Genomic DNA, 24,820 nt, shown 5'->3' with positions numbered 1-24,820 from the left:
CGTCGTGGCAGGGCGACAGGATCGTCAGGCCTTGGCGGCAGGGCGGCCACCCGGGCGGCGGCGCTTGCGGTTGCCGGCGGCGTGCGGGTTGTTGCCGTTCGACGGGCCACGGCCATGCGGACGCTGCGTCGACGCACCATTGCCATTCTGTCGCGGCGGACGCGGCTGGCGCTGACCCTGCTTGGGACGCGGCGCACCGGCGTCGAGGCGCAGCGGCGTTGACGGTTCGAAACCGGGCACCTCGGTGATCGCGATGTCCTGGTCGAGCAGCTTGCGGATGTCGCGCAGCAGACCCGACTCGTCGTGGCTGACCAGCGACAGCGCCAGTCCCTCGGAGCCGGCGCGACCGGTGCGGCCGATGCGGTGCACGTAGTCTTCGGCCACCATCGGCAGGTCGTGGTTGATCACCACCGGCAACTGGTCGATGTCGATGCCGCGGGCGGCGATATCAGTGGCCACCAGCACGGTGACGCGGCCGCTCTTGAAGTCGCTGAGCGCGCGGGTGCGTGCGTTCTGGCTCTTGTTGCCGTGGATCGCGGCGGCGCGCAGGCCGGACACCTCCAGGAACTTCACCAGCTTGTCGGCACCGTGCTTGGTGCGGCTGAACACCAGCGTCTGACGGCGGCTGTCCTGGCTCAGCACGTGCAGCAGCAGGTCGCGCTTGCGCGAGGCATCCACCGGATGCACGTGGTGGGTGATCAACTGCGTGACGGTGTTCGGCGGGCTCACCGAGACTTCGCGCGGCTGGCGCATGAACTGCATCGCCAGCGCCTTGATCGGCGCGGCGAAGGTGGCCGAGAACAACAGCGTCTGGCGCTGCTTCGGTACGGCCGTGAGGATGCGCTTGAGCGCGGGCAGGAAGCCCATGTCGAGCATGCGGTCGGCTTCGTCCAGTACCAGCACGTCGACGCCGGAGAGCTCGATGTTGCGCTGCTGCATGTGGTCGATCAGGCGGCCCGGGGTGGCGATCACCACGTCCACGCCGCGGCGCAAGGCGTTGATCTGCGGACCCATGCCGACGCCGCCGAAGATCACCGCGCTGCGCACGTGCAGGTACTTGGCATAGGCGCGCAGGTTGTCGTCGATCTGCGCGGCCAGCTCACGGGTCGGGGTGAGGATCAGCACGCGCGGGCGGCGCGGCGTGGCGGCGGGGGCATCGATCAGTCGCTGCAGCAGCGGCAGGGCGAACGCGGCGGTCTTGCCGGTGCCGGTCTGCGCGGCGGCCAGCAGGTCGTGGCCGGCCAGCACCTCGGGAATGGCGGCTGCCTGGATCGGGGTGGGTTCGGCGTAGCCCTGTTCGGCGAGCGCACGCAACAACGTGGGCACGAGGCCCAGTGATTCGAAAGACATGAATGACTCCTGTGCAACCCGGAGCGTTCATGCAGAACCGTGTTGCGGTGTTTGGGGGAAATGGGGCGACGCGAGTCGCAACGGTTGGGGAACCGCCGGCAGAGTATAGCGGAAACCGGGGCACGCCATCTGCCGGCCTCGCCAGGCGGCGGTTCAGTGGGGGCGACGGGCCACGATCAGGTAGCTGTTGAACGGGGTATGCCCCCGCAAGGGCCGGGTCTGTACCAGCAATCCGGCGCCTTCAAGCTCCGTGCGGATCTCGTCGGCCGAGGGGTAATGCTGCGGCGCCACACGCATCCAGCCGGTGGCATGCAGGAAGAATTCCTCGAGGCGGGTGGCGTGGTAGCGCCAGTTCGGTTCGCGCAACACGTTGCGGATGACCAGCCGGCCACCCGGGGCCAGGTGCCGGGCCGCCAGCGCCAGCACGGCTGCCTGCTGATTGGCGGGCAGGTAATGCAGCACGTCCAGCAGCGCGACATGGCCGTGGAAGTCGGGCAGTTCGGCGGCATCGGTGCAGCGCCATTGCAGGCCGTTGCCCAGCGCAGCGGCCGCGTGGCGGGCCGAGGCGATCTTGCGTTCGTCGTGGTCGATGCCGAGATAACCATGCAGGGCGCCATGGGCGTGCAGGTACTGGCCCAGCAGGCCCATGCCGCAGCCGATGTCCAGCAGGGGCAGCGGCTCGGCGCCGGCAAGCACGCCGGCCATCGCGGCATAGACCGGGTCGCCAGCCAGCTTGCCGCGGACGTAGCCTCGCCGGCCGTGCGTGTCGTAACGGCTGGCGATGGCGTGCCGGATGGTGCGATCGGACTGCGGCCGCGGGTTGCCGCCGGGTTGCGTCGTTGACGGAGCCATGCCCCGATGGTGGCCGCAAACCATGCGTCGACGCAAATGCTTGCGCTTCGATGCAGCGGCGGTGCGGGCGCATGCTAGCCTGCGCGCAGACCCTCTTCCGGAGCCGTGGCATGACGTTCCTGGCACCCTTGCGTGAGCTGAGCCACGAGCAGCGGCACACCGTGCTGGCCAGTTTCCTCGGCTGGACGCTGGATGCGTTCGACTACTTCCTGCTCACCTTCGTGGTGCTCGGTGTGGCGCACGAATTCCACGCCAGCAAGGAAGCGGTGACCTACGGCCTGTTCCTGACCCTGGCGGCGCGACCGATCGGTGCGCTGATCTTCGGTCGGTTGGCGGATCGCTTCGGACGTCGGCCGATCCTGATGCTGGACGTGATCCTGTTTTCGGTGTTCGAGCTGGCTACCGCGTTCTCGCCGTCGCTGACGGTGTTGCTGGTGCTGCGCTTTCTGTTCGGCATCGGCATGGGCGGCGAATGGGGCATCGGCGCTTCGCTGGCGATGGAGTCGATTCCGGCGAAGTCGCGTGGACTGGTGTCCGGCCTGCTGCAGAGCGGTTACCCCTGCGGGTTTTTCCTGGCGGCGCTGGCGAACTGGCTGCTGATCGACCATATCGGCTGGCGCGGCTTGTTCGTGGTGGGTGCGCTGCCGGCCCTGCTGGTGCTGTACATCCGCCGCAAGGTGCCGGAGTCGCCGGCATGGCAGGCGAACCGCGAGGCACATCGGCGCGTGAACGTGCTCGACGCCATGCGCGGGCACTGGAAGCTGGCCATCTACCTGATGCTGTTGATGACCGCATTCAACATGTTCAGCCACGGCTCGCAGGACATGTATCACACCTTCGAGGAAGTGAACCTGCACCTGGACACGAGCTCCGGCACGGCCTTCCTGCTGGTGGCGCTGCTCAACCTGGGCGCGCTGGTGGGCGGCCTGTGTTTCGGCGCATGGTCAGAGCGGGTGGGGCGGCGCAAGGCGATGATCGTGGCGGCGCTGCTGGCGATCCCGGTGATCCCGCTGTGGATGTACGGTGGCTCGCTGGTGTTGCTCGCCGCGGGCGCGTTCCTGATCCAGGTGATGGTGCAGGGCGCCTGGGGCGTGGTGCCGACCCATCTCAACGAATTGTCGCCGGACGAGGTGCGCGGCACCTTGCCGGGCTTTGCCTACCAGGTGGGCAACCTGCTGGCGGCGGGGACGGCCACCGCGCAGACCTGGATCGCCGATCACCACGGCGGCGACTTCGCCTTTGCCATGTCGGCGTGGATCGCCGTGGTGGCCATCGTGCTGGCGCTGTTGCTGTGGCTGGGGCCGGAAGCGCGCGGCATAGGCTTCGGCCGGGCCGCGTCCTGATAGAATCCGCGTTTTGCACCCATCCGAGAGACAGGCAATGAAGGCTGGCAAGGACAAAGTCGTCGCACTCCACTACACGCTCACCGTCGATGGCGAGAAGGTCGAGAGCTCGCATGACCGTGATGAACCGTTGTGGATCCTGCTCGGCCACGGCCAGCTGATCCCGGGCCTGGAAAAGGCGCTGGAAGAGCATGAAGCCGGCGACAACCTGCAGGTCGAGATCGCGCCGGCCGACGGCTACGGCGAGCGCCAGGACGGCCAGATCCAGCGCGTGCCGAAGAAGTACTTCCAGGATGCCAAGCACCTCAAGCCGGGCATGACCACCGTGCTGGCGCTGAAGGAAGGCGGCCACCGCGCGGTGACCGTGCACAAGGTCGGCATGAGTGCGGTCGACGTGGATCTCAACCATCCGATGGCCGGCAAGACGCTGAATTTCGACGTGGCCATCCAGGAAGTCCGGGATGGCACCGAAGAGGAAATCAAGCACGGCCACGCCCATGCACCGGGTGCCGAAGCCCACTGAAAAGTGCGCTTTCCACGGTAAAAGCAAAACGGCGCCCCATGGGCGCCGTTTTCCGTTAGCCCCTTCTCTCCGTCGGGGAGTACGCGGAGAGGCGCCATGGATGGCGCCAGACTTGAGGAGCGAGGAAGGTCGGGATGAGGGGCGGGTGCTTGCGAAGGCCTGAATCAGGCGTGTTTGTCGCAAGCGCGCCTCTCTCCGACGGTGAGAGGGAGAAAGCCTCGATCAATCCAGCAGCCGCTTCCCATAGGCGAAGTGGTCGCGCCAGTACGGCCCATCGATGTCGTCCAGGCGCACGGTGCCGCCGCTGTTCGGGGCATGCACGAAACGCCCCTTGCCCACGTAGACGCCGACGTGGCTGATGCTGCCGCCGATGTCGAAAAACACCAGGTCGCCGCTCATCAGATTGCGCATGCTTTTCACTTTGCGGCCATCCGTGCGGGCCATGTCGCGCGAGCTGTGCGGCAGCACGATGTCGGCGCCGTGGCGGTAGATGTAGTCCACCAGCCCGCTGCAGTCGAAGCCACTTTCCGGCGTGTTGCCGCCCCAGTGGTAAGGCGTGCCGACCAGCGCCAGCGCCCGGAACAGTACGTCGTTGGCGGTGGCGACCTCACCTGTCGGCGCGCGGGCCGGCTCGTTGGCCAGCGCGGAATCCGAGGGCTTGAAGGTACGTTCGTGCCGGTGCGGACTGCTGGCGCAGGCGGCCAGCAGCAGAATCAGGGCCAGTAGCGTGGCCAGTCGCAGCCGCGTTGCTGCGTGCGGCGGCAGGACAGACAAACTGAGGGCACTGGCAAACCGCATGGGACAACCTCGGGTGAGACGTGCCGAGGTTATCAAGTCAACAAATTACATGCAAATCAAGATGATTGGTTCACTTTCGAAGAATTTTTCTCAACTTGCTTTGCCGGCGTTGCGCTGGGCTCGTCGAGGCTGAAGTCAATCGGTATCCGGGCATAGCCCTCGACTGCCTTGCCGTTCTTCATGCGTGGCTGGAAGTGCCACTGTTTCACCGCATCGCTGGCCGAGGTGATCAGATCGGTGGACGTGGTGGTGCTGCGCTTGGCGTCGTAGCTGATGCTGCCCACGCTGCCATCGGCGTGGATCAGCGCCCGAAGGACGACGGTGCCCTGTTCCTTGTTGTGCAGCGCGTCGACCGGGTACCTCGGACGGAATTGTGCGTTGTAGCTCATGGCCTGGGTGGCCGGTACGTCGGCCTGTTTGGATGTGGCGGCCTGGGCGAGCGAGATGCTGCCCGCCACCACCAGGGCGAGACACCCGTAACCGAGTCGACGGCGCGTGGCACTGCAATGATTTCGACGGATCATGGTGAGTCGCTCCTTCAGTTGGGGCTCGATGAGCCAGGGAATCAGGGCGGGTTGGGCGGCCACGCCGGCGCTGCGCAAAAGGGTGCGGGCGTACGGGGCATCGTCCCTGGGCGAGGCGCGCAGCACGTGTTCGTCACAGGCCAGCTCCTGGTCGAGACGGAAGCGCGGCAGTGACAGCCAGGCCAACGGATGGAACCACAGCAGCACGGCCACCAGTTCCGCCAGCAGGCTCCACAGCGGATCGCCCCGATGGACGTGGCCAAGTTCGTGGCGTAGCACGAGCTGGCGTTCGGCCATGTCGAAGCGCTCGTGGAAATCCTCCGGCAGCAGAACGTGTGCGCGCGGCGCCCACAGCACAGCCGGGCCGGATGGATGCAGGCGCAGCCGGCGGGCATCGCGTTCGGACAAGTCCGCGGGCAGATGGCGGCGCATGTCGGGCGGCAGGGGCCGGGTGTCGCGACACAGCCGCAGGTAGTGCACGATCAGGCGGAGCCCTCCGGCAGCAGCGCCCAGCAGCCACAAGGCGAGCAGCACGTTGTGCCAGGGGTGGTCGCCAGCGGTCGTCGTGATAACGGGTTGCGTGAACGCCAGCACATGGATCGGCGGCAAAATCGCCCAGCCGTGCGGCGATGCCGGCAGCCAAGGCATTGCCGCCAGCGCGATCGGCAGGCACCACAGCGTGAACGCGGGGCCGGCACCGAACAGGCGACGCGCGGGTTTGCGCAAGAGCAGCACGATGCCAAGTCCCACGGTGACGAACAGCAGCATGCGCAACAGTGCGGTATCCATGTCAGTGCTCCTTGCGTTCGATCGCATCGAGCAACTTGCGCAGCTCGTCGACGTCTTTCGCGCTCAGTTTCTCGTGCCGGCTGAAGTGCGCCAGCAGCGGTGCCACCCGGCCGCCGAACACGCGATCGAGCAGGTTGCGGCTTTCCTGCGATTGCCATTGCTCGCGGCTCAGTACCGGCGAGTAGAGATAGCGCCGGCCGTCCTTTTCCGCGCTCACCGCGCCCTTGCCGAGCAGGCGGTTGAGCAGGGTGCGGATGGTTTTCTCGTGCCAGTCGCTGTCCGCCTGCACGGCGGCGACGATCTGCTCGGAGGCCAGTGGCGATTCGCGCCATAGCGGCTCCATGACAAGGCTTTCGGCTTCGCTGATGGGGATCGGGGATGGCAGCATGGGTGGCGGTCCAATGAATTACACGCGTAGTCTCGACTTCAGATTACGTCAGTAATTCATCGACTGCAAGCAGCGCGCGTCAGTGCTCGTCCAGCAACAAGGTGCGGCTGCCGAGCGTCTGGCCTTTTGCATCGACGGCGCGCACCCGATAGCGGCCGGGATACAGATACAGCATGTTCTGTTCGTCGTCGTGCAGGAAGGTGTAGCGATCGGCCGCGGTGGCTGTGTCGGGTTCGTCGGCGTAATGCGCTTCGACGATGCACGGAATGTGCGCGTGGCAGAGGTCGGTGTTGACCAGGCGTGGTTGACGCTTGCCGTCGAGCGAGAGCCAGTGTGGGCGAGAGTCGGTGCCGGCGGATGGCAGGATCACGCTGATGTCGTGCCGCGCCGGGTCCGAGCTCCAGAGCGCTCCGGACTGCCTGTTGCGCAAGACGGTGGGTTGCAAGGGATGGAAGCGTTCGACCAGCACGCCATAGGCGCCAGGGTCCGGCTTGCCGGGGGCGATATCGCGGAACTGGGTCTGGTTGATGCTCAGCGGCTCGACGCCGGCCAGTCGGCCAAGTTGCACGGCCATCGGCTGTACGTTGTCACCGAGGTTGCCGGGGGCCTTGTCGATATGCGCGTAGCCGGCATGCACCAGCAATTTCGCGCGCGGATCTTTTGCGAATACCTGCCGGTAGATATTGCGGGCCTGCCCCGCTTCGCGTCCGGATGCGGTGGGCGCATCCGAGTCATAGGGGACGAGGATGTAGCCGATTCGAATGGCCTGGCGCACGATTTCGCCGTAGACGGGCTCGTGCAGGTATTCACTGCCACTGCCGTTGATGGCGTAGCCGCGTTTCATCAGCCCCGGGTCGTTCGACCCCAGTGCCTCGATGGCCAGGTAGCGGAAGCCTTCGGCGTACAACTTTGGCAGCAGTAGCAGGGTGAGTTCGCGCGTGTGCGCATCGTGGTGCGCCTCGTTGATCATCACGATGCGATGACGATTGGCCTGCGCGGCGATCGCCGCGACGGCATTCTCCGCGCGCCAGTCAACCGGTGTCGGCAGTGGAATCTTCGGCGGCGGCACGATGCGGTTGTCGAACGGAAACGCGGTGATGGCGCCGTCGTACAGGCCAAGCTGGTCTTCCACCGAGGCGAGCAGTTGTCGGGCGGTGGTGTTCTCCCCGGTCGACGTGATCGTCAGCAGGTACTGGTAGCGCGCAAGGTCGTTCGGCAGTGGTTTCAGTTCGGCAAGCAGGTCGCGAGGCCGCGTGGTTGCGCTGGAAGCACGGCTTTGGGCAGGCACGCGGGCGGGTTGGCAAAGCATGAGTAGGCCCAGCAGCAGAAGTGCCGCAGATCGCGTCGACATGCAGGAGTGCCCCAAGGTGAATGGCAGCCAGCGTGCAGTACGGATCGGCACGGGGCAAGACTTTCTCGCGCGAATCGTGAGGTTTGTCCGCATGCCGCAAGCTCACCGGCTCGTCGGAAGTGATTCCGTGCGTGGCCCGGTGACCGTGATGGTTTGCTGGCTCAGTGTCTTGCCACCAAGGCCTTTGACGGTCAATCGATAATGCCCGGGCCGCAGATACAGGTCGCTTGCGGTATCCGGGCGCACGAACGCATAGCGGTCGGCTGCGATGGCATCGGCCGGTTCGTCGGCATACGTCGCTTCGACGACACAGGGCAGGCGCATCCGGCATAACGATGAGTCGATGGCGACGTGGCGGCGCGTGCCTTCCAGTGACAGCCAGGCCGGGCGTTGCATCCAGTCCATGGTGGTGAGCGAGCCAAGTGTCAGGCGCGACGCATCCGTCACGTTCTTGACGGCCTCGCCGTTGAGCATGCGATCGTTGCCAAAGGACCGGACGGTTACCGTCGGCGGAAGGATGACGTTGGCATCGTAGAGCGCGGGACTCGCGCTCCAGACCTTTCCGTCGCTGCGGTTGACCAGCACCGAAGCGGTCTTCGGGCGGAAGCGACCAATCAGTTGCTGGTAATCGCCCGAGTGGTTCTTGCCGGTCTCCAGGAACTGGGTCTGGTCGATGGACAACGGATCGAACCCGGTCAACGCCTGCAACTGCGCGGCCATCGGCAGGACGTTGCCGAGTCGCCCCTTGGCCTTGTCGATATGGGCGTAGCCGGCAAGGACGAACAGACGGGCGTGGGCATCCCTGGCAAAGACTTCCCGGTAAAGGTTCTCGGCCTGCCCGATGTCGCGGGCTTGTGTCGACATATGGCCCTCGACGTCGTAGGGCACGACGGTGAAGCCCAACCGGATGGCTTCTCGCACGATCTCGCCATAGACCGGCTCCTGCAGGTACTCGGTACCGCTGGCCGCGGTCGGATAGCCGCGCTTTTCGAGATCGGGATCCGTGTCAACCAGCGCTTCGGCGGCAAAGTAATCGAAGCCCAGTGCGCGCAAACGCGGCAACAGTTCCAGGGCAAGCACGCGGGTATGCGCGTCGTGGTGCGCCTCGTTGATCATCACGATGCGTCGATCGGCGGCGAGTCGGCTGATGACGTCGACGGCACTGGCGGCTTGCCATTGCGAGGCCTGGGGCAGAACCAGCTCCGCCGGCGGCGTCATCTTGAGCGGAAAGCCGAGTATGGCCTGGTTGTAGAGGCCGAGTTCGCACTCGGCAGAGGACAGCAGTTGCATGGCCACGATGCGATCGGGCTTGGCAAGATCCGGCATCGCTTTCTGCAGATAGTCGTAGCGCGCCAGGGCGCCGGGTAGGCGATGCAGGGTCTTGAAGAGCCGGATCTGGGCCCTGTCGAAGGATTGCGCTGCGGCTGTGCATGGCGCCAGCAACGGGATCAGGCAAAGTGCGATGACGGCTCTGTTCCACATGCGGGGGGCTCATGCGTCCGGGGCGACATGATCGTGCGCCCGGCCCGTGCCCCGTGCAAGTGTCCGCAACGAACGCGAGACGTGCTCTCGCATACAATACCCGGATGGACCATTCCCATAGCGATGTACTGATTCTCGGCGGTGGCGTGGTCGGGTTGTCGTGTGCGTTGTACCTGCTGAAGGCCGGCGTCGGCGTGCGCGTGCTGGAGCAGGGCACGCCTGGCTGCGGCAGCTCGCATGGCAACTGCGGCACGATCACGCCCAGCCATGCGGCGCCCCTGGCGATGCCCGGCACGTTCGGGCTGGCGTTGCGTTCGATGCTGCGCGCCGATGCGCCGCTTTATCTCAACCCGCGCTTCGATGGCGCGCGCTTGCGCTGGCTGCTCGGCTTCGCACGGCATTGCAACTGGAGCGATTTCCATCGCGCCGCGGCCGCGCGTTCGGCCATCCTGCAGCGTTCCAGACAGGTGCTCGGCGAGCTGATCCGCGCCGAAGGTATCGAGTGCGAATTCGTGGAAGGCGGCGAGTTGTATGTCTATCGCACCGCGAAGCTGCAGGCAGCTGACGAGCGTCATCATGCCGCCGTGCTCGATCGGCTTGGCGTCGACGTGCAGCGTCTGGGCGGTGCCGAGGTGGAGGCGATGGAGCCGGCGCTGAAGCCGGGTGTCGTTGGCGGGCTGTTTCATCCGGGCGATGCGCGCCTGCGTCCGGATCGCTACGTTGCCGAGCTGGCGCAACGCGTGCGTGATCTGGGCGGCGCCATCGTCAGTGGCGCAAAGATCGATCGGCTCGACACGAATGCACGCCGCCTCACCCACGTGCGCAGCACGCGTGGCGTGTTCAGCGGCGACCGCGTGGTAATGGCGCTGGGTGCGTGGTCGCCGTTGCTCGCTCGTCAGCTTGGCCTGCGCTTGCCGATGCAGCCGGGCAAGGGCTATTCGATCACCTACACGCGACCCGCGCAGGCGCCACGCTTTGCCCTGGTATTGCGTGAGGAAGCCGTCTGTGTCACCACCTGGGACAGCGGTTACCGGCTGGGCAGCACGATGGAGTTCTCCGGCTATGCCGAAGGACTCAATCGCACCCGCCTGGATGCATTGCGTCGTGGTGCGGCCCACGGCCTGCACGAGCCGGAAGGCCCGGAGTTGCTGGAGGAATGGTGGGGCTGGCGGCCGATGAGCGTGGATGAAGTGCCGATCATCGGCCCCAGTACGCGCTGGTCGAACCTGCACCTGGCCACCGCGCACGGCATGCTTGGCGTGAGCATGTCGGCGGCGACCGGCGAACTGGTCGCCGCGCAGATCGCCAGCGGCGCGCCGGCGATCGATCCGGCGCCTTACGCGCCCGCGCGCTTCGGCTTGTAAAGCAGGGCTTGACGTCGGGTTTCACCGAGTTGGTTATGCTCCATGCTTTGCGCGGAGAACGACGATGAGCCACGCTTTCGACCTGATCGTGCTGGGTGCCGGCTCCGCCGGCCTGACCGTGGCGCGACGTTCGGCGAAGTTGGGCGCACGGGTCGCCCTGTTCGATCCCGACGCGCTGGGCGGCACCTGCGTCAATCGTGGCTGCGTGCCGAAGAAGGCGATGTGGTTTGCCGCGCAATGGGCGCAGGCGCAGCGGCTGGCTGCCGATATCGGCTTCGCGGTGACGCCGGCGCCGCTGGACTGGGCGCGCTTTCGTCGCCAGCGCGATGACTACATCGCCGGTATCCGCCAGCGCTATGCGCAACGGCTGGACGAAGAGGGCATCCATGTGCTGTCTTCGGCGGCGCGCTTCGTCGCGGCGAACACGCTGCTCGACGCTGACGGAGCACGCTACAGCGCTCCGCAGATCGTCATCGCCACCGGTGCCCGCCCGCGCCGACTGGATATCCCCGGGTTCGAACTGGGCATGGTGTCCGACGACATCTTCATGCTCGAAGCCGCGCCGCGACACATCGCCGTGGTGGGTGGTGGCTACGTGGCGACCGAGTTCGCCTGCGTGATGCATGGCCTGGGTTGCCAGGTGGATCTGCTGGTGCGTGGTGGTCTGCTGTCGAGTTTCGATGATGCGCTGGTCGAGGCGCTGGCGACCCAGATGCAGGCTCGCGGCATGCGCATCGTGCGCGATGTCGAGGTGGTCGCGGCGCAGGGCACTCCCGGCGACATTCGCTTGCGCGATGCCAGCGGTGCCAGCCATGGCCCGTATGACGCGGTGCTGTGGGCGGTGGGGCGTACGCCGAATACCGACGGACTCGGCCTCGATGCCGTGGAGGTCGCGCTCGATGCCAAGGGTCATGTGCAGACGGACGCATTCCAGAACACCAGCGTGCCCGGCATCACCGCGATTGGCGACGTCACCGGTCGCCATGCGCTGACCCCGGTGGCGGTGGCTGCCGGTCATGCATTGGCGCAGCGCCTGTTCGGCGGCGAGCCGCAGGCGCATTTCGATTACGAGGCGATTCCCAGCGTGGTGTTCGCCGAACCGCCGCTGGGGGGCGTGGGTTTGACCGAGCGTGAGGCGCGTGAGCGCCACGGCGACGCGGTACGTATCCACGCGGGCAGCTATACGCCGCTGCAGTTGATGGTGGCGGGCCACCACGAGCAGAGCATGGTGAAACTGGTTTGCGTGGGCGAGGACGAACGCGTGCTCGGCATCCATGCACTTGGGCCTGGCTCGGAAGAACTGTTGCAGGGTTTCGCGGTGGCCTTGCGGATGGGCTTGCATCGACGTGACCTGAAGGCCTCGGTGGCGATCCATCCGACCGCAGCGGAAGAAGTGGTGTTGCTGCGCTGAGCAGGGGGCGCCAAACTGCACGGCCATGGATATCTTCACGCTCGAACGCGGCACGGCGCCGCTGCTGATCAGCCTGCCGCACGACGGCAGCCATATTCCCGACGCCATCGCTGCGCGCATGCAGCCGGCGGCGCGACGCTCGCCGGATACCGATTGGCATGTCGGCAAGCTCTACGAGCCGTTGGCTCGGGAGTTGGGCGCCAGTGTCTTGCGGCCGCAGGCTTCGCGTTACGTGGTCGACCTCAATCGACCGGCCGACGGCCATGCGCTGTATCCGGGGCGGCGCGAGACCGGGCTGGTCTCCACCATCGGATTCGATGGCCAGCCTTTGTATCTCGAAGGCCAGGAGCCGGACGCCGACGAGATCGCGCAGCGCGTGTCCGACTGGTGGCAGCCTTATCACCGCGCGCTGGCCGAAGAGGTCGAGCGGCTACGCGTGCAGCATGGCCATGTGGTGCTGTGGGAAGGTCATTCCATCCGCAGTCATGTGCCGATGCTGTTCGAAGGCCGCTTGCCGGACTTCAACCTGGGCACCGCCGACGGCAGCAGTTGTGGCGCCGACCTGCAGTGGCGACTCACCAACGTGCTGGAATCGCAGGAGGACTACGATTTCGTGGTCAACGGCCGCTTCAAGGGCGGCTTCATCACCCGGCGTTTCGGCCAGCCCGGGGAAGGCGTGCAGGCGGTCCAGCTGGAGCTGTCCCAGCACCGCTACATGGACGAGGACAGCTTTGCCTGGGACGACGCCAAGGCGGCGCCGGTGCAGGCGCTGATCGGCCAATTGCTACGGGCCTGCCTGGGCGGGTGAGCCGGCCCGCCTGGGTGTGGGGAAGGGGACCTGCCGTCCCGGATTTTCGTTCAGTCACGGTATGCCAAGACGGATGCATTGTTGGCATGTCGCGCCGCCCGAGGCAGCCGGGTTCCGGCCGGGTCCGCGGCATCAATCTTCCGAGGCTCACGATCATGATTCGTAAACTTGCGATCGCTACCCTGCTTGTTGCGGGCGTGGCTCTTTCCGGTTCCGTGTTTGCCCAGTCGGCAGCCGCCGCTCCGCAGGCTGCGACCCATTCCATGACGGCCACCAAGACGACCGCCAAGCATCATCACGCCAAGAAGCACCACAAGCACCACCACAAGGCCCACGCGAAGAAGGCCGCCACGACGGCCGCCGCCGGCGGGAAGTAATCCGCCAGCAGGCCCGGGTCGCGTTTTCGCGACCTGTCGGAAAGCCCCGACCGGCATGGCCGCGTCGGGGCTTTTTCATGCGTGGGCGTTTATCACCGCCACGCACTTCAACTCGATTGCGATTGGCGTGGGCAACGCGGTGATGCCCAGCGTGGTGCGGCAGGCATCCACGCCGGCAAAGTGTTCCGCATAGAGCCGGTTGTAGGTGGTGAAATCGCGCTGCATGTCGGTGAGGAACACGGTGACGTCGACCAGGTCCTGCCAACGCGTGCCGCTGGCTTCCAGCACCGCGCGCACGTTGGCGAACACCTGCCGGCATTGGGCTTCGATGTCGTGACCGACCAGGGTGCCGAGCGGGTTGTATACGTTGCCGACTACCTCATCGGTACCCGGTACGCGCGGACCGACGCCGGAGAGGAACAGCAGGTTGCCGACCCGCCGGGCGTGCGGGTAGGCACCCACCGGTGCGGGTGCGGTATCGGTGCGGATGGGGCTATCGGGATCATGCATGGCTCGGTGCTCCTGGTCAGTGGGAAGGATGGCATGGCTGCGCAGTCGTGTTGCTCACCATGCCGTGAGGACATTCATGCGTTTGTGCGCATTTCCGCTGGGACGGCAGCCTCCAGGATCAGGTCGAGAGCGGCCGGGTGCTGGCTCGGCTGCGTGGTGATGGCGTAGAAGCGCTCGCGCAGCAGATCGGATTGTCCCACGCGTGTGAGTGCGCCCGATTCCAGCTCGTCCTGCACCACCACGGCGGGCAGGATCGTCAGCCAGCCACTGTCACGCGCCACCAGTCGCAGCATGGTCATGTCGTCGATTTCCGCACGCAACTGCGGGTTGACGTTGGCCGAGGAGCACAAGGCGTCGAACTCGGCGCGCAGCGCATGGCGCGCGCCGGGCAGCGCCACCGGCTGGCCGTCCAGGTCCTCGGGAATGCGCAGCTTGCGCCTGCCCCAGATGGCGGTCTGGCCCACCACCGAAATCTCCTGGCTGCCGAGGAATTTCGAGTGCAGGGGCTGGTCGGGCGACGACGATACGGGAGAGTTGGCCAAGACCAGGTCGAGCTTGTGCTGCAGCAGGCGCTGGACCAGTTCGTCCAGCGTGCCCGATTCGATGGTCAGCACCACCGTCGGGTCGCGCATCATTGGCCGGAACAGGTTTTCCTGGTAGTTGCGGCTCATGGTGGACACACCGCCGATGCGCACTCGCGCCATGCCTTCGTAATGGCCGTCCAGCCAGCCCAGCATCTCCTCGCCCAGGCCGAAGATGTTTTCCGCGTAGCGATACACCTGTCGCCCGGTGGCGGTCAGCAGCATCTGCCGGCCCCGGCGTTCGAACAGGGGATGGCCGAGGCGTTCCTCCAGGTGCTGGATTTGCGTGGAAAGCGTCGACTGGGAGACGTGCAGCGCGCGGGCGGCCTGCGTCAGGCGGCCCTCGGTCGTGACTTTCCAGAAGGCAAACAGGTGGCGGAAGTTGAGTTGCTGTAAGTCCATTGTTCTATTTTTCAGAACGAAAAGTCGTATTAAATATATTTTACACAAACTTTGTTTTCCCGGATCATGGCGCCTGTTTTGCTCCGGGAGGGACATGGACTTGCTGCTTGCCATCAATCATGCGGTCGCCTTGCTGCCGGCCCTGCTGATGCTCGGTGCCGCCTGGACGCCGCGCGTCTTTCGTACCTCGACAATCGCGCGCTGGCAGGGTTTCAACCGCTTGGCCGTGCTGGCGCTGGTGTTTGCGGCGATCTCGCTGGGCCTGGAGCTGATCGTTGCCCGGATGCCCGGTCACCCTGCTTTCGGCGGCGGGCATGCCTGGTTTGCGCCCAATCTGTTCGGCTGCTGGGTGAGCCTGCTGGTGCAGTTTCTGGGCACCGTGATCGGCGTGTACTCGATGCGCCATTTGCGAGGCGAACACCGCCAGGGCACCTACATCGCATCCTTGGCCGTGGTGCTGGCCAGCGTGCATTTCCTGCTGCTGGCCAACCACTGGGTGACCCTGATTGGCGCGTGGATGGCGATCGGTTTCGGCATGCAGCGGCTGCTCACGTTCTATCCCGAGCGCGGCTTCGCGCAGCTGGCCGCGCACAAGAAGCGCATTGCCGACCGGTTGGCCGACCTGCTGCTGATCGTGGCGGCAGTACTGGCCTGGCGCACCGTGGGCAGTGGTTCGCTGAGCGTGCTGATGGCGCAGGTGGCTGCCGGGGTGCGCGCGCCGGAGCTCAGCGCCAGCGCCACCTTGCTGGCGCTGGCGGTGATCCTGCGCACGGCCTTGTTGCCGGTACACGGCTGGCTGATCCAGGTGATGGAGGCGCCGACACCGGTGTCGGCCCTGCTGCATGCCGGCGTGGTCAACCTGGGTGGCTACGTGCTGGTGTTCTTCGCGCCGCTGCTGGGCGTGTCCGACGTCGCGCACTGGTGCCTGGTGGTGATCGGCCTGGTCAGCACGGTGCTGGGCGGGACGGTGATGATCACCCGGGTCAGCCTGAAGGTGCACCTGGCCTGGTCGACCTTGAGCCAGATGGGTTTCATGTTGATGGAATGCGGGCTGGGCCTGTATCAGCTGGCCGCGCTGCATCTGCTGGGGCACTCGCTGTACAAGGCACATTCGTTCCTGGCGGCATCGTCGGCGGTACGCAACACGCGCATCCTGCGGTTGCACGAAGACGGCCACAACGGGCGTCTGAGCCTGCTGTGGGCACCACTGTTGGGGTACGCCGTGGTCTGGTGCGGGCAGCATCTGCTGGCCGACCTGGCTTGGCCGTGGTGGTGGAGCGCGATCCTGGCGCTGGCATGGGGGCCGTTGCTGTGGTTGCCGGGGCGTCAGCGGAGATGGCACGCCTTGACCGGCCTGGCGATGGTGGTGGGCTTCACGGTGGCGGCCTTCGTGGTGGAGTACCTGCCGCTGGGCGCGGGTTTCGCGCCGTTCGCGGCCGCCGGGCCGCTGGCGTTCGCCGGCATGGCCTTCATGTATGCCGGCTTCGTGGCGCTGCAGTGGTGGCCGCAGGGCTTCGTCGGCTTGCGCCAGTGGATCTACGCGGGCTTCTATCTGGACGAGTTGTACACCGTACTGGTGCTGCGCTTGTGGCCGCAACACGAGGCGGGGTCGGCGGGCAGTCGGTTCCCTACCACGCAGTCCGTGCCGGCAAGGGATGAGTGAGATGAGCATGAGCGAGACAGTGCCGGAGGTGGCCGGTTCCGGCGTGGATGCCGAGGTGGTGCGCATGGCGTGCCAGCAGGCGGTACGGAGCATCGCCCCAAGCTGGCCGCTGGATGGTGCGGTAGCGATCAACCCGCACTGGCATCGCATTCACATGCCGGTGCGCCAGGTGGCGGCGCGGCTGGTGTTGCTGGGCGGCATCAACGTGCTGCCGCAGCAGGCCTACCTGCGTGATTGCTGGAACCAGGGCCGGATCACCCGTGCGGATCTGGAAGTTGCGCGGGCGCAATCGGCGATCGATGACCTGCCCGACGCGCAGGCATTGGTGGCGGCGTTGTACGAACCGCCGGTGACGGCGATGCCGCTGGTGGTCGACGAGCTGGACGATGGTGCCGGCGGCACGCGTCACCTGCCGTGGCGCGGCGAGATCATGTTCCAGCTCAGCCAGGTGTGCGCCGCGTATTTCGACAAGGACCAGTCGCACTGGCTGCCGCGTGCGCAGCACGGCTTGTACCGGTTCTGGACCGACACGCTGCGGCACGAGAAGGGTCTGGGCATGGTCATGGGCCTGCCCGGCTTGCGCGCCGTCCTGCGCGGCCTGCCGGATTCCGCCGAGGCCGCGATGCACTGGGCACTGGCTCGCTTGCAGCTGCCCGAGGCAGCGCTGGAGCCGTATTTCGAGGCGCTGTTGCTGTCGATCAACGGCTGGGCCTCGTGGTGTGCCTGGTTGAAGCACCAGGCCGAAGGACGCGGCGCGACGGATCGGCATCTGGACGAATTGCTGGCCATGCGCCTGGTGTGGGAAGCCTTGCTGCTTGAATGTCACCCGCGCCGGGTGAACCAGGCCGCGGCCCGCCTGCGCATGGCCTGGGAGGTATTCCCCCAGCGCCTGGCAACGGTCACCCATCGTGCGCGTGTGGACGAGGTGTGGCAGATGGCGCTGGAGCAGGGCTTCCAGCGCGAACTGGCGGACAAGTTGACCACGCCGGCTGGCGATGCGGTGGCGATCGCGACGACGGATGTACAGATGGTGTTCTGCATCGACATCCGCAGCGAGCCCATGCGCCGCGCGCTGGAGGCGCTGGATAGCGGCATCCAGACGCGTGCCTTCGCCGGCTTCTTCGGCTTGCCGATGAGCTATCGCCCGCTGGGCGCACAGACGAGCCGGCCACAGCTGCCGGGCCTGGCATTTCCTGAAGTGGAGGTGGAGGACCAGATCCTGCCTGCCCCCGGCGCGTCGCCGGAAGCGGCGCCGGGGCGTCGGCAGCGTCTCCGGCGACTGGCTGCCCACGGCCAGTGGCAGAACACCACCCGCTGGCCCAGCACAACGTTTTCCTATGTCGAGGCGGTGGGCTTCGGCTATCTGCGGCGCCTGTGGCAGTGGCTGCGGCCACCGACCACGCCGCGCCACAACGACGACCATTACGGTCTGCCACACGCCTACCGTGCGCTCGCGCGGCCGCGCTTGGTGGGCTTGCCACTGGAGCGTCAGGTGGCACTGGCGGCCGGTGCCCTGCGCGTCATGGGCATCGACCGTCAGTTGGCCCCGCTGGTGGTGCTTGCGGGTCATGCCAGCCAGAGCTGCAACAACGCACATGCCTCGACCCTGGACTGCGGCGCCTGCGGCGGTCAGTCCGGCGAGGCCAACGTGCGCGCGCTGGCGGCCTTGCTGAACGATCCGGAAGTGCGCGCGGGGCTGGCGCGTGAGGAAGGCATCGATGTGCCCGAATCCACCTGGTTCGTGGCGGCGCTGCACAACACCACCACCGACGAGATCACCGGCTTCGAGCTGGATCTGTTGCCGGCGTCGAAACAGGCGCGCTGGCAGCAGCTGCAGCAGACGCTGGCGGCAGCCGGCGACCGTGTGCGCCGCGAACGCGCGCCGACCCTGTGGATGAGCGCGGATGGCGACGTCACGGAGGTGCTGGAGCGCTTCCGCCGGCGTGCCAATGATGGCTCGGAAACCCGGCCAGAGTGGGGGCTGACTACCAACGCCGGTTTCATCATCGGGCCGCGCGCACTGACCCGGCATGCGCTTTTCACGCGCTGTTACCTGCATGACTACGACGCGCAGGCGGACGCGGATTTTTCGGTGCTGGAAAAGCTGATGCTCGGGCCGCTGGTGGTGACCCATTGGCTGGGCTGGCAGTACCACGCCTCCACCACCGACCCGCTGCATTACGGTGCCGGCAACAAGGTGCTGCACAACGTGATCGGGGGACGCATCGGTGTATTCGAGGGCAATGGCGGCGACCTGCGCATCGGTATCCCGCGCCAGTCATTGTCCGATGGTCGCAGCTGGCGCCACGAGCCGCTGCGCCAGACCACGGTGATCGCCGCGCCGCGCCATGCCATCGACGCGATCATCGCCCGCCACGAGGTGTTGCAGCGAATCATCGACAATGGCTGGATGATCCTGTGGCAGTACGAGAACGGTCGGCTGATGCGCCGTGCGGCCAGCGGTTGGCAGGTGCTGGGCTGATCGTCGCGAACCGGCGGCAACACGCTGCCGGCACTCGCTTACCAGGCGATGCAGACGTTTTTCGGTTCGGTGAAGAAGCGCAGCGCTTCGCTACCGCCCTCGCGGCCGACGCCGGAATGTTTGGTGCCGCCGAACGGCGTACGCAGGTCGCGCAGCATCCAGCAGTTGATCCACACGATGCCGAAGTCCAGTTGCGCGCCCAGCCGATGCGCGCGGGACAGGTCGCGCGTCCACAGCGAGGCTGCCAGGCCGTAGCCGGTGCCGTTGGCGATGGCCTGGGCTTCGGCTTCGTCCTCGAACGGAATCAGGCTCACCACCGGGCCGAAGATTTCCTGCTGATTGGTGACGGCGTCGTTCGACAGGCCCTCGATCACCGTGGGTGCCACGAACCAGCCCTCCGCGCAACGGCCGGGCAGTTGCACCGACTCGCCGCCGACCGATACCTGGCCACCTTCGGCGCGTGCCTGCGCGATGCAGGCCATCACCTTGTCGAAGTGCGGCCTGGAGACCAGCGCGCCGAGATCGCTGGCGTCGTCGTTCGGATCGCCGACGCGCAGGGCGCGCACACGCTCCAGGTAACGTTTGCGGAAGCCGTCGTAGATCGACCGTTGCACCAGCAAGCGTGAGCCGCACAGGCAGATTTCGCCCTGGTTGGCGAAGCCCGAGCGCACGATGGTGTCGAGGTTGGCATCGGACAGGTCGGCGTCGGCGAAGACGATGGCGGGATTCTTGCCGCCCAGTTCCAGCGAGACTTTCTTGAACTGTGGCGCGGCCACGCTGGCGATGCGCGCACCGGTGGCGGTGCTGCCGGTGAACGAGATCGCTTTCACGCCGGCGTGCTCGATGATGGCCTGGCCGATCGTGGGGCCTCGCCCCTGCACGATATTCAGCACGCCGGGCGGCAGACCGGCCTCGATGCTCAGTTCGCCGAGCAAGGCGGCGGTGCAGGGCGTGATTTCCGAGGGCTTGGCGACCACCGTGTTGCCCGTGGCCAGGGCCGGCGCGATCTTCCAGCTGAACAGGTACAGCGGCAGGTTCCACGGGCTGATGCAGCCCACCACGCCGAGCGGCTGGCGCAGGGTGACGTTGATCGCACCGGTGCCGGGTGTGCCGGTGTCCATGGCATGCGATTCGCTGCCCCAGTTCATCACCGCGGCGGCGAAGTAACGCAGGTTGCTCACCGCGCGCGGGATGTCCACGCTGCGGGCGAGTTTCACCGGTTTGCCGTTGTCGCGCGATTCCAGCGCGGCGAATTCGTCCAGCCGCGCCTCGATCAGATCGGCCAGCCGATGCAGCAGCTGGGCGCGTTGTTCGATAGGCGTGGCGGCCCAGCCGGGGGCGGCGCGACGGGCGGCTTGCACGGCGGCATCGACGTCGGCGGCATCGCCATCGGGGCAGTGGGCGAATATCGCGCCGGTGGCGGGCTCGAATACGTCGAGGTAGCGGTCGTTGGCCGGTGCCTGCAGGCGACCGTCGATCAGGTTGGCAAGGCGCATGGGCATCCGTGCAAGCTTACGACTTGCTCGCGGCGATTGCACTGGACGGTGGCGCAAGGCGGCCTTGCAAGCCGTGGTGGGACGTAATCACAGGGCGGCAGCGAACGTGGCTAATCGCCCGTATCCCCGTTGTGGCCATTGGTCGCCGGATGCATGGTTAACACCCCCTTGACCCGCTCCAATTGCTCCTGTCTTGCCGCGACAGCCAGCTCGAACGCCCGGCACTCGCCATACTTGGCGATCGAGAATCGGCGGGAAAGCCGACGACCATCGGGCAGCATGGTGGCAGCACAAAAAAGATCGTATTTCCCTTTATCCAGCACACGAGTGACCCCGGGAACGCCCGTTGTGTTGTTGCGACGCAAAATCTGGTTGCGTTCGCGCAGCTGCATGGGAGTGTGCCTGCGAATGGCCAGGTCGCGGTGCGCCTGCGCGGCACGAAGCGCGGCATCGGCTCCGCCGTAGTCCTTGTCCCGAAAACGAGCGTCCACGACGATACGGCCGCGTCGATGAATGCGCACCTGCCAACCAGCTTGTGAGGGAATGTAGTCGCGTCGATAGATGCCATACAACGCTGCATGGTGGAGCGCGGACGATTGAAGTGGCTTCTCTTGCACATAGAGCCGCAGACTTGCATTGTCGGTATGGTCGAACCGATGTCGCCAGTTGTAATACGTGCCTATGGAGATGCCAAAGCATCTCGGGATATCGGTGACCTTCACCTTCGCCGCCGCCATCAGGATGGCATGCTTCTGTTCCGGTTTGTAGTTGTGGCGCATGGTTGTGCATCCATGGTGCTGACGGACATCGTGTCGACTGTCAAGTGTGGCGGGCGATGCGAGAACGTGCCGAAATGATTGACGCCACTGTTCTCGCCGGAGGGTTGGCCGGGCCGTTGTAGAACAGGCCGACGACGACCGGGTGCGCAGCGGCGTGGTGACCTCGGTGCGTACCTTGAGTTGCGGGTAGTCGGCCAGCACCTGGGTGACCACGTCGAGCGCGCTGCGATCCTGGAAAATCAGCGTATTGCGGCGCAGCGCCAGCCCTGATTGCATGTCGAGCCGGTAGCGTGCCAAACCGTCGTCGGCACCCAGCGAGGCGGCGTGGGTGACGATGCCGTGCCAGTAGCACCGGCCGCCGGTGGCGGTGGCGATCCCCATGCCGATCGGCTGGCCGAGCAGCGGCTTGAGGTTGATGAAGGCCGAGGCACTGACGTAATCCAGATCATCCACGAAATGCGTGTGCGTTTATCGTCGGGTGTGGTAGAGGCGTTTAAAGTTCACGCGGTTGGCGAACATCTTGAAACAGCTCATGCCGTCGCCGACGAGCAAGACGCCGAAGGTGATCCATCCCAACCATGCATAGGTGCGATGGCCCACATAGACCCCCGCGACGATGGCCACGAGCAGCACGGCCATGAGCGCTTCCTTGGGCATACCGTATTCCACTTCGGCTTGGCAACCCGTGTACACCTGGCACCGTGGCACCTGCGTGCGGCAATGCGGACAGGTGTAATGGGGACCGTCTGACATGTCGATATCTCCTTGGGTAGCGAAGGCAGTGGCCGTCACGCGGCCACGCCGCCTGTCGGATCGCTTCAGCGCTCCTTGATCGCCTTGACCGAGCTCTGGATGTCCATCAGCACAAAGAACGCGCCGAAGGTCACTACGCAGAAGATGAAAGCAACCACCAGCGACAGGATGCCGCCGATGAAGCCCTTGCCGATCCAGCCGCCAACGAAGCTGCCGATGAGGATCAACCACATCGAGATTTCGAGCAGGGTCTTGTACGAGTTGAGGATCAGTTTGCTGAGCATGGTTTCTTCCTTGAGGAGGCGGTTAAACCGCGGGAGGGACAGGTCAATGATCGGCCGGGGTCAGACCAGAGCCTGGTTGAATCTGTATTTCAAAGGCGTGGCGGCCCCTGATCCGGCGACCATTGCCAGAAGGTGGTGCCGTAGTCGCTACTTTCGATGGCGGGAAACGCATCTCCCTTGTTGAAGTAGCGGTGCGAACCCGACTTGGCCGGAGTGAACCACCACCCCCCACGGGGGCACGGCTGGCCGGCCGGCACATTGCGAGGCGGCGTCGGCTGGCCGTCGAGCAGGTTCATCAAGCCGTCTTCCACGGTTTCACCGGGAACGCGTTCGACCTTGATCCAGGTGGTGGGTTCTTCGTGGTCGTATTGGCCACCGCTTTTACTCAAGCCCACGCTGGCCTCTGGCGCCGCAATCCAAGGTTGCTCAGGTGTGGTCGGCACGAGGAATTGCACGGCCGCGTCAGGCGTCTCCGGCCAATACAAGCCGGCATGCGCCACGGGTTCGCCCGAGGCCACGCGGATGGTAGGGTTCAGCCGGTAGCGAGGCCAAGCCGAAGGTGGCTCCCATGGGTCAGAGGGGGAAGGCTTGTATCTGAAACTCAGGGAGCCTTGAATCCAGCCATGTCGGGTGGCGTTGATTCTTCCTGCCAGATAACTTGCCAGATAAAGCAAATCCGAATACTTGCCGGCAGCCGCGGGTTCCACCTCGTCCATCCAGCCTTCCCAGAACTCCCTCTGGCCGCGAACATCGCCACTGACTCCGTCACCTCCCCACGCCGACCAGTCACCGTGGCTGAACTTTATGTAGCTGTCATAGAGGTCTTGCAGCGTCGACCGAAAATTGGGTAGCACGCGCTCGCCCCAGACGATATCGGGTTGCTTGGGCAAGGGGCGCTTGCGGTAGGCATCGGGCAGGTGTTGCATGTAGCGGTCGAGCATGCCTTCCGCGTAATGCACCGTGGCCTCCCACGCGTCGCGCAGGCGGCCGAAGTATTCCAGTGAGGTGTAGCGTTCCAGTAGATAGCATTCGTGGGCGGTAAGTGGGGTGGCGGGCACGACGGACTCCGGTTACTTTTTCTTCTGCATGGAAGACAGGTTATTGGTGAGCGTGGGCAGGCCCAGCTTGGCGTCGCTCTCGCCGGGGAACTCGCTGTAACCCCAGTTCGTGGACTGGCGCTTGCCAATCGACGTGGCTTTCAGATCGGCTGGATCAAGAACCAATTGGATGCCGCCGCCTTCAAGCACGTATGCGGCGCCTTTTTTCGACTGGCTGGCAGCAGGCCCTTCCCAAGCCTTCAGCCCTTCGCCCGGTGGCACCACATAGGTCACGTACTCGCCGTTACGGTTCCAACTTCCCCATACCGCGAAACGACGGCGCCACTGGCTCTTGCTTTTCAACGCTTGGAACTCAGCCTCGCGCATCCAGCAGATACGGTCGTCGTAGGAACCGGGGTCGAGCACGCGATAGATCTTCTCGCCCGGCGGGATCACGACTGGCTCGACGTCATGGAAGGTATCGAATGCATTTCGAGTGACGTCACTCTTGGCATGGCCGCTGATGTCCGGCCATCCTGCAGGAATCGGTGGACAATCCTCCCGAGGGCTATATTTCAACTTTGGGGTTTCATCCACCCAATCGGGCTTGGCCTTGGCGAAGTGGGCCTCTTCCGCAGTCGCTTCCACACGCGTGAACCCATGCGGATTGGTGCTGTTGACGATGGCGCGATAGTTCATGTCGCCTTGAACTTCAAGGCGACGTGCAAGCTGCTCCAGCCATTGCGTCACCGGCGCCAGCACCTTTTTCAACGCCTGATTCGCCTTGTTGCGGATGTCGATGACCACTTGCAGCATGCTACCGGCACGCGTAGCCAAGGCTTCGCTGCCCCAGTGCTGGATTTTCTCCACCAGGGAGCGCAGCACCCGCAAGACCTTGTCGAAGGCCGCCAGCAAGGCACTCAGGCTCACGTGCCCGGCCAGTGAGCTCACCTTCTCCGACAGAAAGTGATAGGGCCGGTGGATGCGTAGTGCCTTCAACGTCTTTCGCACCATCGGCATTTTCAGATACTGATCGAGCTTGCCGATGCCCGCTTCGACGAAATGCTCGCTGGCCTTCCAGAGGCCGGATTCCAGCGCCTTTTCGCCCACCTTGAATACGCTTTTGCGACCGTAGGCGAACAGGATCTTGCCGCCGCCCTTAGCCAGTGAGCCGAGCTCGGGGAACAGGCCGATCAGCGTGAGAGGCAGAGCCACCCAGGCCCACGTATTGGAGACGTCCTCGTGGATCTTCTTGCAGTTGGCCACCAGATCGCGCACGTCGCAAAGTTGATCCACGCCGGGGATCAGCGAGATCACCGTGCCGGTGATGACCTGTGCATTGCTTTGCTGGTCGGCAAAGTCGCCTTCGATGACATTCAGGATCCATTCGGCAGCGGCGCCCAGATCTTTCTTGCCGCTCTGGTACCAGCGATCCGGAGCGGCGGCATACCACTCCATGGCGTTTTCGAATTC

Annotated in this window: 23 protein-coding genes; 8 read left to right on the top strand and 15 right to left on the bottom strand. The window is 65.5% G+C overall.

Annotation, left to right across the window (positions count from 1 at the left end):
* Window positions 1-24: 24 nt before the first annotated feature.
* A complete protein-coding gene (locus AB7849_RS12025; RefSeq protein WP_369501103.1) occupies window positions 25-1,350 on the bottom strand; it encodes a DEAD/DEAH box helicase in 1,326 nt (441 codons plus the stop codon).
* Between the two features lie 153 nt (window positions 1,351-1,503).
* Window positions 1,504-2,202: a class I SAM-dependent methyltransferase gene (locus AB7849_RS12020; protein WP_008208769.1), complete on the bottom strand. Its 699-nt coding sequence runs from the start codon at window positions 2,200-2,202 to the stop codon at window positions 1,504-1,506.
* A 110-nt stretch (window positions 2,203-2,312) separates the two neighbouring features.
* Here AB7849_RS12020 and AB7849_RS12015 point away from each other — a divergent pair, with 110 nt between their 5' ends.
* Both AB7849_RS12015 and AB7849_RS12010 read left to right on the top strand, forming a co-directional pair.
* Window positions 2,313-3,545, top strand: a complete 1,233-nt coding sequence (locus AB7849_RS12015) for an MFS transporter (RefSeq protein ID WP_008208767.1) — start codon at window positions 2,313-2,315, stop codon at window positions 3,543-3,545.
* 37 nt (window positions 3,546-3,582) lie between these two features.
* Window positions 3,583-4,068, top strand: a complete 486-nt coding sequence (locus AB7849_RS12010) for an FKBP-type peptidyl-prolyl cis-trans isomerase (RefSeq protein ID WP_008208766.1) — start codon at window positions 3,583-3,585, stop codon at window positions 4,066-4,068.
* Window positions 4,069-4,290: 222 nt separating this feature from the next.
* On the opposite strand, the gene AB7849_RS12005 is transcribed toward AB7849_RS12010, so the two are convergent.
* The 5 genes from AB7849_RS12005 to AB7849_RS11985 all read right to left on the bottom strand — a co-directional run bounded on the left by AB7849_RS12005 (window position 4,291) and on the right by AB7849_RS11985 (window position 9,400).
* On the bottom strand, window positions 4,291-4,866 hold the full coding sequence (locus tag AB7849_RS12005; RefSeq protein WP_092703336.1) for a C40 family peptidase: 576 nt from the start codon (window positions 4,864-4,866) through the stop codon (window positions 4,291-4,293).
* A 56-nt stretch (window positions 4,867-4,922) separates the two neighbouring features.
* Entirely contained in the window at window positions 4,923-6,179 is a 1,257-nt protein-coding gene (locus tag AB7849_RS12000) for a M56 family metallopeptidase (RefSeq protein WP_008208761.1), read from the bottom strand.
* 1 nt (window position 6,180) lies between these two features.
* Window positions 6,181-6,567 (bottom strand): BlaI/MecI/CopY family transcriptional regulator, encoded by a 387-nt coding sequence (locus tag AB7849_RS11995; protein ID WP_008208759.1) that lies wholly within the window; start codon window positions 6,565-6,567, stop codon window positions 6,181-6,183.
* A 79-nt stretch (window positions 6,568-6,646) separates the two neighbouring features.
* Complete coding sequence (locus AB7849_RS11990) at window positions 6,647-7,918, bottom strand: hypothetical protein (protein ID WP_369501102.1); 1,272 nt, start codon at window positions 7,916-7,918, stop codon at window positions 6,647-6,649.
* A gap of 102 nt (window positions 7,919-8,020) precedes the next feature.
* Entirely contained in the window at window positions 8,021-9,400 is a 1,380-nt protein-coding gene (locus tag AB7849_RS11985; protein WP_008208754.1) for a hypothetical protein, read from the bottom strand.
* A gap of 104 nt (window positions 9,401-9,504) precedes the next feature.
* On the opposite strand from AB7849_RS11985, the gene AB7849_RS11980 reads away from it, so the two are divergent.
* The 4 genes from AB7849_RS11980 (at window position 9,505) to AB7849_RS11965 (ending at window position 13,360) form a co-directional block, all read left to right on the top strand.
* On the top strand, window positions 9,505-10,764 hold the full coding sequence (locus AB7849_RS11980; protein WP_008208752.1) for an NAD(P)/FAD-dependent oxidoreductase: 1,260 nt from the start codon (window positions 9,505-9,507) through the stop codon (window positions 10,762-10,764).
* Window positions 10,765-10,828: 64 nt separating this feature from the next.
* Complete coding sequence (gorA, locus tag AB7849_RS11975) at window positions 10,829-12,175, top strand: glutathione-disulfide reductase (RefSeq protein ID WP_008208749.1); 1,347 nt, start codon at window positions 10,829-10,831, stop codon at window positions 12,173-12,175.
* A 25-nt stretch (window positions 12,176-12,200) separates the two neighbouring features.
* Window positions 12,201-12,983: an N-formylglutamate deformylase gene (gene hutG / locus AB7849_RS11970; RefSeq protein ID WP_369501101.1), complete on the top strand. Its 783-nt coding sequence runs from the start codon at window positions 12,201-12,203 to the stop codon at window positions 12,981-12,983.
* An 86-nt stretch (window positions 12,984-13,069) separates the two neighbouring features.
* On the top strand, window positions 13,070-13,360 hold the full coding sequence (locus AB7849_RS11965; RefSeq protein ID WP_008208744.1) for a hypothetical protein: 291 nt from the start codon (window positions 13,070-13,072) through the stop codon (window positions 13,358-13,360).
* A gap of 75 nt (window positions 13,361-13,435) precedes the next feature.
* On the opposite strand, the gene AB7849_RS11960 is transcribed toward AB7849_RS11965, so the two are convergent.
* Window positions 13,436-13,870: a RidA family protein gene (locus AB7849_RS11960; protein WP_008208742.1), complete on the bottom strand. Its 435-nt coding sequence runs from the start codon at window positions 13,868-13,870 to the stop codon at window positions 13,436-13,438.
* 74 nt (window positions 13,871-13,944) lie between these two features.
* The gene (locus tag AB7849_RS11955; RefSeq protein WP_008208740.1) at window positions 13,945-14,853 is read right to left on the bottom strand and encodes a LysR substrate-binding domain-containing protein; all 909 of its coding nucleotides are present in this window, start codon (window positions 14,851-14,853) and stop codon (window positions 13,945-13,947) included.
* A 94-nt stretch (window positions 14,854-14,947) separates the two neighbouring features.
* Here AB7849_RS11955 and AB7849_RS11950 point away from each other — a divergent pair, with 94 nt between their 5' ends.
* Together AB7849_RS11950 and AB7849_RS11945 are read left to right on the top strand one after the other, a co-directional pair.
* Window positions 14,948-16,516, top strand: a complete 1,569-nt coding sequence (locus AB7849_RS11950; RefSeq protein ID WP_369501100.1) for an NADH-quinone oxidoreductase subunit L — start codon at window positions 14,948-14,950, stop codon at window positions 16,514-16,516.
* A 7-nt stretch (window positions 16,517-16,523) separates the two neighbouring features.
* Window positions 16,524-18,998 carry a YbcC family protein gene (locus AB7849_RS11945; protein WP_157618010.1) on the top strand — a complete coding sequence of 825 codons (2,475 nt, stop codon included), beginning with the start codon at window positions 16,524-16,526 and terminating at the stop codon, window positions 18,996-18,998.
* Window positions 18,999-19,036: 38 nt separating this feature from the next.
* On the opposite strand, the gene AB7849_RS11940 is transcribed toward AB7849_RS11945, so the two are convergent.
* The 6 genes from AB7849_RS11940 to AB7849_RS11915 form a co-directional block, all read right to left on the bottom strand.
* The gene (locus tag AB7849_RS11940) at window positions 19,037-20,494 is read right to left on the bottom strand and encodes an aldehyde dehydrogenase (RefSeq protein ID WP_439822719.1); all 1,458 of its coding nucleotides are present in this window, start codon (window positions 20,492-20,494) and stop codon (window positions 19,037-19,039) included.
* A gap of 110 nt (window positions 20,495-20,604) precedes the next feature.
* The gene (locus AB7849_RS11935; protein WP_008208732.1) at window positions 20,605-21,726 is read right to left on the bottom strand and encodes a contractile injection system protein, VgrG/Pvc8 family; all 1,122 of its coding nucleotides are present in this window, start codon (window positions 21,724-21,726) and stop codon (window positions 20,605-20,607) included.
* 15 nt (window positions 21,727-21,741) lie between these two features.
* Window positions 21,742-21,912, bottom strand: coding sequence for a hypothetical protein (locus tag AB7849_RS11930; RefSeq protein ID WP_157618009.1), 171 nt, complete (start codon window positions 21,910-21,912; stop codon window positions 21,742-21,744).
* 179 nt (window positions 21,913-22,091) lie between these two features.
* Complete coding sequence (locus AB7849_RS11925; protein ID WP_008208730.1) at window positions 22,092-22,310, bottom strand: hypothetical protein; 219 nt, start codon at window positions 22,308-22,310, stop codon at window positions 22,092-22,094.
* An 89-nt stretch (window positions 22,311-22,399) separates the two neighbouring features.
* Window positions 22,400-23,368 carry a hypothetical protein gene (locus AB7849_RS11920; protein WP_008208729.1) on the bottom strand — a complete coding sequence of 323 codons (969 nt, stop codon included), beginning with the start codon at window positions 23,366-23,368 and terminating at the stop codon, window positions 22,400-22,402.
* A 12-nt stretch (window positions 23,369-23,380) separates the two neighbouring features.
* On the bottom strand, window positions 23,381-24,664 hold the full coding sequence (locus AB7849_RS11915; protein WP_202799612.1) for a hypothetical protein: 1,284 nt from the start codon (window positions 24,662-24,664) through the stop codon (window positions 23,381-23,383).
* Window positions 24,665-24,820 lie beyond the last annotated feature (156 nt).

Source organism: Rhodanobacter sp. FW021-MT20 (assembly GCF_041107475.1).
GTDB classification, from domain to species: domain Bacteria; phylum Pseudomonadota; class Gammaproteobacteria; order Xanthomonadales; family Rhodanobacteraceae; genus Rhodanobacter_A; species Rhodanobacter_A glycinis.
This window is presented reverse-complemented; position numbering and strand designations above follow the sequence as displayed.

Excerpts from the sequence above, each read along its gene's own strand:
- AB7849_RS12025 (WP_369501103.1), bottom strand. The coding sequence starts at position 1,350 with ATGTCTTTCGAATCACTGGGCCTCGTGCCCACGTTGTTGCGTGCGCTC.
- AB7849_RS12020 (WP_008208769.1), bottom strand. The coding sequence starts at position 2,202 with ATGGCTCCGTCAACGACGCAACCCGGCGGCAACCCGCGGCCGCAGTCC.
- AB7849_RS12015 (WP_008208767.1), top strand. The coding sequence starts at position 2,313 with ATGACGTTCCTGGCACCCTTGCGTGAGCTGAGCCACGAGCAGCGGCAC.
- AB7849_RS12010 (WP_008208766.1), top strand. The coding sequence starts at position 3,583 with ATGAAGGCTGGCAAGGACAAAGTCGTCGCACTCCACTACACGCTCACC.
- AB7849_RS12005 (WP_092703336.1), bottom strand. The coding sequence starts at position 4,866 with ATGCGGTTTGCCAGTGCCCTCAGTTTGTCTGTCCTGCCGCCGCACGCA.
- AB7849_RS12000 (WP_008208761.1), bottom strand. The coding sequence starts at position 6,179 with ATGGATACCGCACTGTTGCGCATGCTGCTGTTCGTCACCGTGGGACTT.
- AB7849_RS11995 (WP_008208759.1), bottom strand. The coding sequence starts at position 6,567 with ATGCTGCCATCCCCGATCCCCATCAGCGAAGCCGAAAGCCTTGTCATG.
- AB7849_RS11990 (WP_369501102.1), bottom strand. The coding sequence starts at position 7,918 with ATGTCGACGCGATCTGCGGCACTTCTGCTGCTGGGCCTACTCATGCTT.
- AB7849_RS11985 (WP_008208754.1), bottom strand. The coding sequence starts at position 9,400 with ATGTGGAACAGAGCCGTCATCGCACTTTGCCTGATCCCGTTGCTGGCG.
- AB7849_RS11980 (WP_008208752.1), top strand. The coding sequence starts at position 9,505 with ATGGACCATTCCCATAGCGATGTACTGATTCTCGGCGGTGGCGTGGTC.
- gorA (WP_008208749.1), top strand. The coding sequence starts at position 10,829 with ATGAGCCACGCTTTCGACCTGATCGTGCTGGGTGCCGGCTCCGCCGGC.
- hutG (WP_369501101.1), top strand. The coding sequence starts at position 12,201 with ATGGATATCTTCACGCTCGAACGCGGCACGGCGCCGCTGCTGATCAGC.
- AB7849_RS11965 (WP_008208744.1), top strand. The coding sequence starts at position 13,070 with ATGTCGCGCCGCCCGAGGCAGCCGGGTTCCGGCCGGGTCCGCGGCATC.
- AB7849_RS11960 (WP_008208742.1), bottom strand. The coding sequence starts at position 13,870 with ATGCATGATCCCGATAGCCCCATCCGCACCGATACCGCACCCGCACCG.
- AB7849_RS11955 (WP_008208740.1), bottom strand. The coding sequence starts at position 14,853 with ATGGACTTACAGCAACTCAACTTCCGCCACCTGTTTGCCTTCTGGAAA.
- AB7849_RS11950 (WP_369501100.1), top strand. The coding sequence starts at position 14,948 with ATGGACTTGCTGCTTGCCATCAATCATGCGGTCGCCTTGCTGCCGGCC.
- AB7849_RS11945 (WP_157618010.1), top strand. The coding sequence starts at position 16,524 with ATGAGCGAGACAGTGCCGGAGGTGGCCGGTTCCGGCGTGGATGCCGAG.
- AB7849_RS11940 (WP_439822719.1), bottom strand. The coding sequence starts at position 20,494 with ATGCGCCTTGCCAACCTGATCGACGGTCGCCTGCAGGCACCGGCCAAC.
- AB7849_RS11930 (WP_157618009.1), bottom strand. The coding sequence starts at position 21,912 with ATGGCCGTGCTGCTCGTGGCCATCGTCGCGGGGGTCTATGTGGGCCAT.
- AB7849_RS11925 (WP_008208730.1), bottom strand. The coding sequence starts at position 22,310 with ATGCTCAGCAAACTGATCCTCAACTCGTACAAGACCCTGCTCGAAATC.